Genomic DNA, 12802 nt, shown 5'->3' on the forward strand with positions numbered 1-12802 from the left:
TCAGTGGTGCGTGCTGTGATGGAGGCATGATCGAAGACAGCGAAACCATCGACGAGTTTCTCGCCCGGCACGCCTCCGACGTCGAAGAAGCGATCCGCAAGGCGGCGGCCGCCGAGATCATGCCGCGCTGGCGGCAGCTCGCCGAGCACGAGGTCGACCAGAAGAACGGCCCCCACGACCTCGTCACCGACGCCGACCGCAAGGCCGAGCTGTATCTCACCCAGGCGCTGCCCGCGCTGCTGCCCGGCTCCGTCGTCGTCGGCGAGGAGGCGGTCCACGCCAACCCCGCGTCCTACGAGGCGATCCACGGCGACGCGCCGGTCTGGATCGTCGACCCGGTCGACGGCACCCGGCAGTTCGTGCACGGCGAGCCCGGCTTCTGCACGCTCGTCGCCCTCGCGCTGGACGGCGTGGTGCGCGCCTCCTGGACGTACGCGCCCGCGCTCGACCGGCTCGCCGTGGCGATACGGGGCCGGGGGGCCACGCTGGACGGCGAGCCGCTGCACGCCGGTTCACCCGAGCCCGACCGTGACCTCGACGTGGCCACCTCCCACCCGGACTACACCACGGAGGAGCAGAAGGCGGCGCTGCTCGGACTGTGGACGGAGGGTGTCGCCCCACGCCCGTGCGGGTCGGCGGGGCTGGAGTATCTCGCCATCGCCCGAGGGCGGTTGGACGCGGTCGCGTTCTCCTGGGAGGCGGCCTGGGACCACGCGGCGGGCCTCCTCCTCGTCGAGGAGTCCGGCGGCGCCCATCTGACCCTCGCGGACGAACCCTTCCGGATCACCGGGGGCAACACCCTGCCGTTCACCGCGGCGCGGGACTCGGCCACGGCTCGCCGGGTGCGGGGGTTGCTGTCGGCCGGAGCCTGAGCTGGCACGCGCTGTTGCCCACACGGATGTCGATCACCTCGAACACGGCGGGCGTGCCTTCCGGTGGCCACGGACACTCGGCCCGCAGGAGGATCAGGGCGTCGACGAAGCCGGGCACGGACAGACCGAGGTCCACCAGCACCCCGGTGGCCCCGGGGGCCCACGGGGAGACGGCGAACGTGCCGGGCAGACGCGCACCGACGGGGACGGGACCGGAGTCGTGCCTGACATCGCACTGGCGGTGGCTGCGGGCTCTGCCCCACGCCAGGGTGAATTCCAGCTCGGTGACCGGCACCGCGTCCGCCGGTTCCACCACCGGCCCCGGCCAGGCCGTGCCGTACACGACCTCGTACAGCTGGACGGCGAGTCCACCGCCGACCTGCCGGACCTCCTCCCGTTCGGCCGGGGCGGCGGCGACCAGGGCCGCCGGTCCCCCGCCCCGGAACGAGATCTGCCGCAGTACCCGCCCGTCGTCCCCCACCTCGAACCAGTGCTGGAGATCCTGCTCGGGGTCGGTGCGGCGGAACCGGCGCGTCATACGGCGCAGCCTACCCATGCCGTGCCTGTCGGTGGTCGGGCATATCCTGAGCGCAGGTTCGCCGCCGGGCGGAAACCCGTTCGCGGCGCTCGATGACCATCGGCTGACGAAGGGGTCCGAACGTGCCGGCGATGCTCGACGCGGTGGTGGTGGGGGCGGGGCCGAACGGCCTGACGGCTGCCGTGGAGCTGGCCCGCCGCGGCTTCTCCGTGGCGGTGTTCGAAGCGAAGGACACGGTCGGCGGCGGTGCCCGCACCGCCGAGCTGACCCTCCCCGGCTTCCGGCACGACCCCTGCTCGGCGGCCCACCCCCTGGGCGTCAACTCGCCCGCGTTCAACGGAATGCCGCTCGCCCGCTACGGCCTGGAGTGGCTGCACGCCGAGCTGCCCATGGCGCACCCGTTCCTGGACGGCTCGGCGGCGGTGCTGTCCCGCTCGGTGGGGGAGACGGCCGCCTCGTTCGGGCCGCGGGACGCGGGCGCGTACCGTCGGCTGATCGAGCCGTTCCTGCCCAAGTGGGACACCCTGGTGCGGGACTTCATGTCGCTGCCGCTGTCTGCGCTGCCCCGCGACCCGGTCACCCTCGCCCGCTTCGGCCTCGCCGGACTGCCTCCCTCCACCTGGCTGATGCGCCGCTTCAAGGACGAGAAGGCCAAGGCGCTGTTCTCCGGGCTGGTCGCGCATGTCATCGCCCCGCTCGGCGGCCTCGCCACCGGCGCCGTGGGCCTGGTCTTCGCGCTGGCCGCGCACGCCGCCGGCTGGCCCGTGGCCCGCGGCGGCTCCCAGGCCGTCTCGGACGCGCTCACCGCCTACCTCGAGGACCTCGGGGGCACCGTCCACACCGACTACGAGGTCAAGCGGCTCGACGATCTGCCGCCCGCGCGCGCCTATGTCTTCGACACCTCGCCCAGCGCCCTGGCCCGGATCGCCGGCTTCGGAGGCTTCTACGACTCGTACCGGTACGGCGCGAGCGTCTTCAAGGTCGACTACGCGCTGGACGGCCCGGTGCCCTGGACCGCCGAGGAGGCGCGTGCCGCGGGCACGGTCCAGGTCGGGGCGAGCAAGGCGGAGATCAGCACCGCCCTGGACGCCGCCTCCCGGCACGGCCACGCCCCCGACCGGCCGTTCCTGATCACCGTGCAGCCCAGTCTCGTCGACCCCACCCGCGCCCCCGAGGGCAAGCACGTCTTCTGGGCGTACGGTCATGTGCCGAACGGCTGGACCGGAGACTTGACCGACGCCGTGGAGCGCCAACTGGAGCGCTTCGCACCGGGGTTCCGCGACCTGGTCCTCGCCCGCGCCACCGCCGGCCCGCCCGAACTCGCCGCGCACAACGCCAACTACGTCGGCGGTGACATCGCCTGCGGCGCCGCCTCCGGCCTGCAACTGCTGCTCCGCCCCAAGCTCACGTTGCGGCCGTACCGCACCCCGCATCCGGCTGTGTTCATCTGCTCGTCGGCCACCCCGCCGGGCCCCGGAGTGCACGGAATGTCGGGGCACAACGCGGCCAAGGCGGTGTGGCGGAGACTGCGTCAGGACTCTGACGGCCAATAGCACGCAGATGCGTGCATCGGTAGGCGTTATCAAGTCGCGAAGTGAAAAAGGTCTTCACGCGTTCTTCGCATGAATGTCCAACTGGTAGGGGTAAGTTGCCGCCATGAAAGATCGGAGATGGGATGTCCGCTCCGGCTCGCGGCCTGTCGTGCGCCTCGCGGATCTAGCTCAACTCGTACGTGCGCCGGCCGCGTTGAGCGTGCCGGGTGACATCCTCGCGGGGGCCGCGGCCGCAGGGCGCCCGCTCGGCGGACCGACCCTGGGAGTCATGGGATCGTCGGTCTGCCTCTACTGGGCCGGCATGGCTCTCAACGACTACGCCGACGCCACGATCGACGCCGTCGAACGCCCTGAGCGGCCCGTTCCCTCGGGCCGTGTCCCCCGCAGTACCGCCCTCGCCGCCGCCGGCGCGCTCACCGCCGCGGGACTGGGGCTCGCCGCCGCCTCGGGCGGCCGCCGCGGCCTGCTGGCGGCGCTGCCGCTGACCGGCGTGATCTGGGCCTATGACCTGAAGCTCAAGTCCACCCCCGCGGGAGCGGCCGCCATGGCCTCGGCCCGGACCCTGGACGTCCTCGCCGGCGCGCTGGCCGCCGCCGGCCCGGGCGGAACCGGCAGGGCACTGCTGCGCGGCGCCGCCCCGGCCGCGCTCGTCGGCGCCCACACCTACACGCTGTCCGCCCTCAGCCGCCATGAGATCTCCGGCGCCCCCGCCCGCGTGCCGGCCGCGACCCTCGCCGCCGCCACGACCACCGCCCTCGCGACGGCGCTGCCCGCCGTCCGCACGGCGATCGCCTCCGCACGGGCCGGCGCGGCGGCACCGTCACCGGGGCGCACGGCCGCGTCCGCGACCCGGCGGTACCTCGGCAGCCATCCCACCGCTCGGTCGGCCGTCACCCGGGCAGCCGTCGCCGGCGCCGGAGCCCTCGCCTACCTCGGCACCTACGGCACGGCCCAGATCCGCGCCGTACGGGAGCCGTCGGGCGAGAACGTACGGCGGGCGGTCGGGGCCGGGATCCTCGGGTTCCTGCCTCTCCAGACGGCGCTGACCGCGCGCAGCGGCGCCACGGTCGCGGCGGCCGCCCTCGGTGTCGCCCACCCCCTGGCCCGGCGGCTCGCCCGGCGTGTGTCCCCCACCTGAACCACCCCCTCGACCAGTACAGACCTCCGCAGGAGGAACGCCGGCATGACCGTGTCCCCCACCCCCCTCCGATTCGGTTACGGCACCAACGGCTTCACCAACCACCGCTTGGGCGACGTCCTCACCGTCCTCGCCGACCTCGGCTACGACGGGGTCGCCCTCACCCTCGACCACGGGCACCTCGACCCGTACGCCCCCGACCTGCCCCGACGTGTCGCCGAGATCGCCCGGGACCTCGACCGGCACGACCTCGACGTGACCCTGGAGACCGGGGCGCCCTACCTCCTCGACCCCTGGGGCAAGCACCAGCCGACCCTGATGTCCGACGCGGCCGAACACCGGATCGACCTGCTGCGGCGCGCCGTGCGCATAGCCGCCGACCTGGGCTCGCCCACCGTCCATCTGTGCAGCGGGCCCGCACCGCACGACGGACTCCAGGCGGGGGACGCCTGGAAGCGGCTCACGGCGGGCGTGGAGACCGTCCTGGAGACCGCCGAGGAGTACGGCGTCTCCCTGGCGTTCGAACCGGAGCCGTACATGTTCGTCGACACCGTCGAGCGATGCCTCGAACTGGCCGAACTCGTCGGCGGGCACGAACTGTTCGGGATCACCCTCGATGTGGGGCACGCCCACTGCGTGGAGGAGCGGACCGTCCTGGAGTGCGTGCGGACCGCCGCGCCGCGCCTGCTCAACGTGCAGATCGAGGACATGCGGCGCGGAGTCCACCAGCACCTCGAATTCGGCGCGGGTGAGATCGACTTCCCGCCCGTACTCGCCGCCCTGCGGGACCTCGGCCACCGCGGACTGGTCTCCGTGGAGATCCAGGGCGGCTCCCTCGACGCCCCCGACGTGGCCCGCCGCTCCATCGAGTTCCTGCGCGCGGCGGCGGCCTGACCCCCTCCGGCACCTCCTTCCGCCTCCTGCGTCTTCCCTCGCTCTCCCTCCTTCCCTCCTCTTCCTCTCCCCTCCCTCCTCTTCCTCCCTCCCTCTTGTGTTTCCCTCCCTCCACCTTCACCGGAGGCTGTTCCGCCATGGCGTACCTCGGCATGCCCGCATCTCCGCCCCCCGATCCAAGAACCGCCCTCTCCCGCCATCCACTCGAACCGGCCGCCCGCACCTGGCTCGCCGACGCGGAGGCGCAAATCGCCGCGCGGCCCGCCGCCGTGCGGGCCCTGTTCCCCGCCGCCCGCAGACACTGCGGACGCGCCCGGCTGGACGCCCACTGGACCGCCGACGAGGCCGCCCGTGCCGTCCTGCTCACCGCCCTGCCCCTCACCGGCGCCCCTCTCGCCACCGAACTGGCGGGCCTCTTCCGCCACGGCGACCCGGCCGAACAACGGGCCGTCCTACGGGCCCTGCCCCTCCTCGACACCTCCACCGAGGTCGCCGGCGAGGCCCTCGCCGACCTCGCCCTCCCCCTCGTCCGCGAGGCGCTGCGCGGCAACGACAGCCACGTCATCGAGGCCGCCCTCGGACCGTACGGCGCGGCCCGGCTGCCCGACGCCGAGTACCGGCAGGCCGTGCTCAAGTGCGTCTTCCAGGAGATCCCACTCGATCGGATCGCCGGGCTCGACTTCCGCGCGGACGCCGAACTCGCCCGTATGCTGGCCGACTTCGTCCGTGAGCGAGTCGCCGCAGGCCGGGACGTCCCGCACGACATCTGGCCCCTCGTCCGGGCCCACCCCGCCCGCGCCGCCCTCGTCGAGGGGCTCACCGCCGAGACAGGGGCCGCCGTGCCCGAACGCCGCGAGGCCGCCGCACGCGCGCTGAAGGAACTCCGGTAGTCCCGCGGTACCCGCCGAACTCGCCCCGCCCCCCGAAGAACGGAAGAGCAGAACGTGCGTATCTTCGACCCCCACATCCACATGACCTCCCGCACCACCGACGACTACGAGGCGATGCACGCGGCCGGGGTCCGCGCGGTCGTCGAGCCGGCCTTCTGGCTCGGCCAGCCCCGCACCTCCCCCGAGAGCTTCTACGACTACTTCGACGCGCTGCTGGGCTGGGAGCCGTACCGGGCCGCCCAGTTCGGCATCCAGCACTTCTGCACCATCGCGCTCAATCCGAAGGAGGCCAACGATCCGCGCTGCCGGCCCGTCCTGGACGAACTGCCCCGCTACCTCGCCAAGGACCGGGTGGTCGCGGTCGGTGAGATCGGCTACGACTCCATGACACCGCAGGAGGACGAGGCGCTCGCCCTCCAGCTGCAACTCGCCCTGGAGCACGGCCTGCCCGCGCTCGTGCACACCCCGCACCGCGACAAGGCCACCGGCACCCGCCGCACCCTGGACGTCATACGGGAGTCGGGCATCGCCCCCGAACTCGTCGTGCTAGACCACCTCAACGAGCTGACCGTCGGCATGGTCCTCGACAGCGGCTGCTGGGCCGGATTCTCGATCTACCCGAGGACCAAGATGAGCGAGGACCGCATGGTCGCCATCCTCAAGGAGCACGGCACCGATCGCGTCCTCATCAACTCGGCCGCCGACTGGGGGCGTTCGGACCCGCTCAAGACCCGCAGGACCGCCGACGCGATGCTCGCCGCCGGCTTCGACGACGACACGGTGGACCAGGTCCTCTGGCGCAACGCCGTCGGCTTCTACGGACAGAGCGGCCGACTCGACCTCGACGAGCCCAAGCCCGACGAGGAGTCGAGCTTCCAGGGCAACTCCATCCGCCGCGGCGGAGAGTGAGCGCCCGGCCATGAGACTCCGGCACCCCGACGGCAGCCCCGTCCATCTCGGCTACTGCAGCAACGTCCACCAGGCGGAGGACCTCGACGGAGTCATCGGCCAGCTCGCCGCGTACGCCGAACCCGTGCGGGAACGCCTCGGCGTCGACCGGCTGGGCATCGGCCTCTGGCTCGCCCGTGACGTGGTGACCAGGCTCGTCGACGACGAGGACGAGGTGAGACGCCTCAAGAGCGAACTCGCCGCCCGCGGCCTGGAGACCGTCACCCTCAACGCCTTCCCCTACGCCGGGTTCCACCGCGAGGTGGTCAAGAAGGACGTCTACCTGCCCGACTGGGCCGACGAGGCCCGGCTGCGCCACACCCTCGACTGCGCCCGTGTGCTCGCCGCGCTCCTCCCCGACGACGTCGCCCGGGGGAGCGTCTCCACCCTGCCGCTGGCCTGGCGCACCCCCTGGCCCCCGGACCGGGCCGAGACCGCCCGCCGCGCCCTGGACCGGCTCGCCGCCGGACTCGCCGCGATCGAGTCCGACACCGGGCGCCGCGTCCGCGTCGGCTTCGAACCGGAGCCCGGCTGCGTCGTGGAGACCACCGCCCAGGCCGTACGGGAGCTGCGCGGACTCGACCCGGAGCGGCTCGGCGTCTGCCTCGACGCCTGCCATCTCGCCGTGCAGTTCGAGGACCCCGGGGCCGCCCTCGCCCGCCTCGCGGACGCCGGGCTCGCGGTCGTCAAGCTCCAGGCGTCCTGCGCCGTCGAGGCCACCGATCCCACCGATCCCGCCGCCCGCGCGGCCCTGCGGCGCCTCGCGGAGCCGCGGTTCCTGCACCAGACCCGTACGGCGTCCGCGCCCGAGGCCCCCGTCCACGCCGTCGACGACCTGCCGGACGCCCTCGACGGCGGCCTGCCCACCGGTACCGGGCCCTGGCGCGTCCACTTCCACGCCCCGCTGCACGCCGACCCCGAGCCACCGCTGCGCACCACCGCCGACCAGCTGACCGCCGTCCTCGCGGGGCTGCTCGGCGGCACCTCCGTCCACTGCGACCACATCGAGGTCGAGACCTACACCTGGTCCGTCCTCCCCGAGCCGCCCGCCGACCTGGCCGGGGGCATCGCCGCCGAACTCGCCTGGGCCCGCGACCGGATGACCGGCCTCGGCCTCAAGGAGGACCACCAGTGAGCACCCCACCCCCGAACACCCCACCCCCGAGCACCCCACCCACGAGTACACCGTCCGTGAGTTCCACGTCAGCGGGCACGCCGGCCGTGAGCACCCCGTCAGCGGGCACGCGGCCGGTGGATGCCGCGCCCGCACACCGGCTCGTCGTCCTCGACATCGTCGGCCTCACCCCGAAGCTGCTGAGGCACATGCCCGCCGTCGCCGCCCTCGGCGAGCGCGGCTTCCGGGCCCGTCTCGACCCCGTCCTGCCCGCCGTGACCTGCACGGTCCAGTCCACCTTCCTCACCGGCGAACCCCCCGCCGGGCACGGCGCGGTGGGCAACGGCTGGTACTTCCGCGACCTCGGCGAGGTCCTGCTGTGGCGACAGCACAACGCGCTCGTCGGCGGCGAGAAGATCTGGGACACGGCCCGCAGGACCGCCCCCGACTACAAGGTCGCCAACATCTGCTGGTGGTACGCGATGGGCGCGGACGTCGACCTCACCGTCACCCCCCGCCCCGTCTACTACTCCGACGGCCGCAAGGAACCCGACTGCTACACCTGGCCGCCGTCCCTGCACGACGAACTCACCGACCGGCTCGGCCCGTTCCCGCTGTTCACCTACTGGGGCCCCAACGCCGGAATGCCCTCCACCCAGTGGATCCTCGGCGCCGCCCGCCAGGTCTTCGACGAACACCGGCCCGACCTCACCCTCGTCTACGTCCCCCAACTCGACTACGAGCCCCAGCGGTCCGGCCCCGACTCGCCCGGGACCGCCGAGAGCGCCCGTCGGCTCGACGAGGCGCTGCGCCCGTTGATCGACCACTTCCTGCGCGAGGGCGCCACGGTCGTCGCGCTCAGCGAGTACGGCATCACCCCCGCCTCCCGCCCCGTCGACATCAACCGCGCGCTGCGCCGCGCCGGACTCCTCGACGTGTACACCCAGGACGGCATGGAGTACCTCGACCCGTGGACGTCACGGGCCTTCGCGGTCGCCGACCACCAGATCGCCCACGTCTACGTCCGCGACCCGGCCGACACCGCCGACGTCGCGGGGCTCCTCGCCGAACTCGACGGCGTGGACGAGGTCCTGGACGCCGAGGGCAAGAAGGCCCACGGCCTGGACCACGAACGTGCCGGCGAACTCGTCGCGGTCGCCGACCCCGACGCCTGGTTCACGTACTACTACTGGCTCGACGACGCGCACGCCCCCGACTTCGCCCGTCAGGTCGAGATCCACCGCAAGCCCGGCTACGACCCCGCCGAGCTGCTGTACGACGACACCGTCCCGGCGGTGAAGCTCCGCGCGATCGGCCAGGTGGCCCGCAAGAAGCTCGGGTTGCGCTACCGCATCAGCACCGTCCCGCTGGACCCCTCCGGCGTCAGCGGCAGCCACGGCCGGCTGCCCGCCGACCCGGACGACGGCCCCGTCCTGCTGTGCTCCACACCCGACGAGGCACGCGAGGCGTACGCCGCGACCGAGGTCAAACAACTGCTGCTGACCCTCGCGGGCCTGCCCGCGACCGACGAATCTCACACCGGCACCGACGCCCCCCACACCGACGGCCCCCACACCGACACCGACGCGAACTAGGAACGGCACACCGCGATGACCAAGCACCCCCCGCTCCCCACCGCCCGCCCCCTGCTCGACCCCGCCCCCGAGTAGGCCAAGTGGCAGGCGGAGGAGCCGATCCGCCGCGTGGCGCTGTGGGGCGACAGCAGCCCCTGGGTGATCACCCGGCACGAGCACGCCCGCGCGGTGCTCTCCGACGCCCGCTTCAGCTCCGACGGCACCCGCGACGGCTACCCGACCATGCGTCCCCAGCCCACGCCGCGCACCCCCGGCCAGATCTTCATGATGGACGGCCCCGACCACAACCGACTGCGCCGCATGCTCATCAGCGACTTCACCCACCGCCGGGTCGAGGCGCTGCACCCCTGCGTCACCCGGCACGTCGGGAACCTGATCGACACCATGACGGCCGACGGGGCCACCGAGGCGGACCTCGTCGAGGCGTACGCCCTGCCGCTGCCCTCGCTCGTGATCTGCGAACTGCTCGGCGTGCCCTACGAGGACCACGCGTTCTTCCAGCAGCAGGCCCGGACCTTCCTCACCATCGCCACCAGCCCTCAGGAGGCGATGGCCGCCCGCGCCCACCTGTACGACTACCTCGGCGGCCTGCTCGCCCGACGGACCGAGGAACCCGCCGACGACCTGCTCTCCCGGCTCGCGACGGAACGGGTGGCCACCGGCCAGGCCACGGTCGAGGAGGCCGTCGGGGTCTCGTTCGTGCTGCTCCTCGGCGGTCACGAGACCACCGCGAACATGATCGCCCTGTCGACCGTGGCCCTGCTGCGCGACCCGGCGCAGCTCGCCGCGCTGCGCGCCGACCCCGCGCTGTGGCCGGGCGCGGTGGACGAACTGCTGCGGTACCTGACGGTGGTGCACTCGGGCATGCGCAGGGTCGCCACCGAGGACGCGGAGGTGGGCGGTGTGCTCATCCGCGCCGGCGAGGGCGTCATCGTGCCCCTCCAGGCGGCCAACCGCGACCCGGACGTCTACCCCGACCCGGACCGGCTGGACGTGACCCGGGACGCGTCCCGGCACCTCGCGTTCGGGCACGGGGCCCACCACTGCGTCGGCGAGTCCCTGGCCCGCGCCGAACTGGGCATCGCCCTGCCCGCCCTCTTCGACCGGCTGCCGGGCCTGCGGCTGACCGCCGACCCCGAGGACTTCGCGCAGCCGCTGAGCCCGGTGCACGGGGTGAGGTCCCTGCCGGTCGCCTGGTGACGTGACCGACGGGGCGTTCGGCGCCCGGGTGGAGAACTGACATCACATGCTGCTACCGGAAATCATTCGCTGTGCTCCGGCCCTCAGGCCGGGGTGAGGCGAATCCTGTGGCCGCGACGCGGAGCGTCGCAGTGGCGTTCCGGCGGAGCCGGACCCTGCTTCGTGACGGTGACGGATCGTTCACCTGTTCCCGGTGACGACGTGGGTTCGACGTGCCTAGTGTGATCGTCATGCAGCTCCGGTACGCCTTCAGGTTGTACCCGAACGCCGCTCAGCAGGCCACGCCGGCCAGGGCGTTCGGGTGCGCACGCGTCGTCACCGACCGGGGGCGGCTGAACCTGCCGAAGACGGATTCCCGACCGGAAACCGTGCCGCCATGGGGGCACCCCTGCTCGAACGTAGTTGAGAGCTTGGGGGAGGCACAGTCTCCGGTGGGGAAGGCCAGAATCCTCGCCTTCAGGGCGAGGAGCATGTCAAAGAGGTGGTCATGACCAACATCACCCTCGTCCAGGGGGACATCACCCAGCAGTCCGTCGACGCCATCGTGAACGCCGCGAACTCCTCCCTCCTCGGTGGGGGAGGAGTGGACGGCGCGATCCACCGGCGCGGCGGCCCCGCCATCCTGGAGGACTGCCGCAGGCTCCGCGCCTCGCACTACGGCAAGGGCCTGCCGACGGGGCAGGCGGTGGCCACCACGGCCGGAGCGCTGGACGCCCGATGGGTCATCCACACGGTGGGCCCCGTCCACAGCCAGAGCCTGGACCGGTCCGCCCTCCTCGCCTCTTGCTACCGCGAATCCCTCCGGGTGGCCGACGAGTTGGGCGCCCGCACGGTCGCCTTCCCCGCCGTCTCCGCCGGCATCTACGGCTGGCCCATGGACGACGCCGCCCGCATCGCCGTCGAGACGGTCCGCTCCACCGAGACAGCGGTGGAGGAGGTCAGGTTCGTCCTGTTCGACGAGCGGGCGTACGAGGCGTTCGCGGCGCGGGTCGGCTGACGGGGCCCCGCCGCCTCGACACGGCGGACCCGGACGGTGGAACGGGCGAGTGGCCCGGAAGCCGTCGTGAGGAGGCGGAAACGGCTGGTCAGAGGTGCCGGACGCGGTAGTGCGGGGTCGGCGTCGGCCGTGGGACCGGTTGCGGGGTGCTGCGGCGGCTCCCACGGTGAGCCCAAGGACAGCCCGACCCGCCCCCGAAAGGAACGTCCATGCGTGCCCTCGTCACCCGCGGCCTCCTGCTGCCGCCCCTGATGTGCGCCACCCTGGTCTGCGCGCCGGCCGGCACCGCCGCCGCGCTCGTCGACGCGGGCCACGAGGCGAGGGGACCCCACGCGGCGGCAGCCGCCAAGGCTCCCGAACCCGATGTGGACGCCCTCACGGCCTGGCTCGACGCGCTGGAGGCGGAATTCGACGCGCTCGTGGCGCAGAAGGAGGCGGACGCCGACGCGCTCGTGGAGCAGCGCGAGTCGGACGCCGAGGCGCTCGCGGCGCGGAAGGAGGCCGAGGCGGACGCCCTCGTGGCCCGGAAGGAGGCGGAGGCGGACGCGCTCCTCGCGCGGCTCGACGCCGCGTCGGACGTGCTGGTGACCCGGATCGGGACCCTCGACCGCATGGACCAGCGCCATGTACTCGCCCCGCTGCTGCGCGAGTTGACCACGCTGGCGCAGGTGGAGGGCGACCGGCTCGAACCGGCCGCCGCCGCCCGCCATGCCGACGCCGTGAAGCGGGCCCACGCCACGGTGCAGAAGAGGCTGCGCACACTGCACGCCACCACGCCGGTCACCCCCCACCGCGCGCCCGCCCCGGCCACCCCGTACCGCGCCGCCGCGGCGGCCGACCCGGTCGCCGATCTCCTCGGCACGCTCCAGTCCGCCGTCGACGGCCTCCTCAAGACCCTGACCTCGCTCGACCTGGGTGCCGTCCTGGGCGCGGTGACCGGAGTGCTCTCCCCGGTGCTCGGCGTGGTCACCGGCCTCCTCCAGCCGGTCCTCGGCGCCGTCGGGGGAACGCCGGCCGCGCTCCCGGCCCCGCTGCCCGCGTCCTAGCCCCCGGTCCGACCGCC

At 73.3% G+C, this 12802-nt stretch carries 12 protein-coding genes and 1 pseudogene; 12 read left to right on the forward strand and 1 reads right to left on the reverse strand.

What is annotated here, in order from left to right; genetic code table 11:
* The first annotated feature begins 26 nt into the window (after window positions 1-26).
* Window positions 27-872 (forward strand): inositol monophosphatase family protein, encoded by an 846-nt coding sequence (locus SMA5143A_RS03605; protein WP_107461383.1) that lies wholly within the window; start codon window positions 27-29, stop codon window positions 870-872.
* Here SMA5143A_RS03605 and SMA5143A_RS03610 read toward each other — a convergent pair.
* Complete coding sequence (locus SMA5143A_RS03610; RefSeq protein WP_107461384.1) at window positions 808-1410, reverse strand: hypothetical protein; 603 nt, start codon at window positions 1408-1410, stop codon at window positions 808-810. The genes SMA5143A_RS03605 and SMA5143A_RS03610 overlap by 65 nt on opposite strands.
* A gap of 131 nt (window positions 1411-1541) precedes the next feature.
* On the opposite strand from SMA5143A_RS03610, the gene SMA5143A_RS03615 reads away from it, so the two are divergent.
* The 11 genes and pseudogenes from SMA5143A_RS03615 (at window position 1542) to SMA5143A_RS03665 (ending at window position 12785) form a co-directional block, all read left to right on the forward strand.
* Window positions 1542-2963 carry a phytoene desaturase family protein gene (locus SMA5143A_RS03615; protein ID WP_107461385.1) on the forward strand — a complete coding sequence of 474 codons (1422 nt, stop codon included), beginning with the start codon at window positions 1542-1544 and terminating at the stop codon, window positions 2961-2963.
* A gap of 103 nt (window positions 2964-3066) precedes the next feature.
* Window positions 3067-4101 (forward strand): SCO3242 family prenyltransferase, encoded by a 1035-nt coding sequence (locus tag SMA5143A_RS03620; RefSeq protein WP_181361704.1) that lies wholly within the window; start codon window positions 3067-3069, stop codon window positions 4099-4101.
* A 45-nt stretch (window positions 4102-4146) separates the two neighbouring features.
* Window positions 4147-4995: a sugar phosphate isomerase/epimerase family protein gene (locus tag SMA5143A_RS03625; RefSeq protein ID WP_107461387.1), complete on the forward strand. Its 849-nt coding sequence runs from the start codon at window positions 4147-4149 to the stop codon at window positions 4993-4995.
* Between the two features lie 152 nt (window positions 4996-5147).
* A complete protein-coding gene (locus tag SMA5143A_RS03630; protein ID WP_258193269.1) occupies window positions 5148-5885 on the forward strand; it encodes an EboA domain-containing protein in 738 nt (245 codons plus the stop codon).
* A gap of 54 nt (window positions 5886-5939) precedes the next feature.
* Window positions 5940-6794, forward strand: a complete 855-nt coding sequence (locus SMA5143A_RS03635; RefSeq protein ID WP_107461389.1) for a TatD family hydrolase — start codon at window positions 5940-5942, stop codon at window positions 6792-6794.
* 10 nt (window positions 6795-6804) lie between these two features.
* On the forward strand, window positions 6805-7968 hold the full coding sequence (gene eboE, locus SMA5143A_RS03640) for a metabolite traffic protein EboE (RefSeq protein WP_107461390.1): 1164 nt from the start codon (window positions 6805-6807) through the stop codon (window positions 7966-7968).
* A gap of 188 nt (window positions 7969-8156) precedes the next feature.
* Window positions 8157-9542: a nucleotide pyrophosphatase/phosphodiesterase family protein gene (locus tag SMA5143A_RS03645; RefSeq protein ID WP_375136455.1), complete on the forward strand. Its 1386-nt coding sequence runs from the start codon at window positions 8157-8159 to the stop codon at window positions 9540-9542.
* A gap of 108 nt (window positions 9543-9650) precedes the next feature.
* On the forward strand, window positions 9651-10742 hold the full coding sequence (locus tag SMA5143A_RS03650) for a cytochrome P450 (protein WP_258193271.1): 1092 nt from the start codon (window positions 9651-9653) through the stop codon (window positions 10740-10742).
* 230 nt (window positions 10743-10972) lie between these two features.
* Window positions 10973-11059: pseudogene (locus tag SMA5143A_RS03655) on the forward strand (helix-turn-helix domain-containing protein); the annotation flags it as partial.
* Window positions 11060-11229: 170 nt separating this feature from the next.
* Window positions 11230-11739, forward strand: a complete 510-nt coding sequence (locus tag SMA5143A_RS03660; protein WP_107461592.1) for an O-acetyl-ADP-ribose deacetylase — start codon at window positions 11230-11232, stop codon at window positions 11737-11739.
* A gap of 209 nt (window positions 11740-11948) precedes the next feature.
* Window positions 11949-12785: a hypothetical protein gene (locus tag SMA5143A_RS03665; RefSeq protein WP_107461391.1), complete on the forward strand. Its 837-nt coding sequence runs from the start codon at window positions 11949-11951 to the stop codon at window positions 12783-12785.
* The last annotated feature ends 17 nt before the right edge of the window (window positions 12786-12802 follow it).

Origin of the sequence: Streptomyces sp. MA5143a (assembly GCF_900290235.1) — a bacterium.
Classification (GTDB): domain Bacteria; phylum Actinomycetota; class Actinomycetes; order Streptomycetales; family Streptomycetaceae; genus Streptomyces.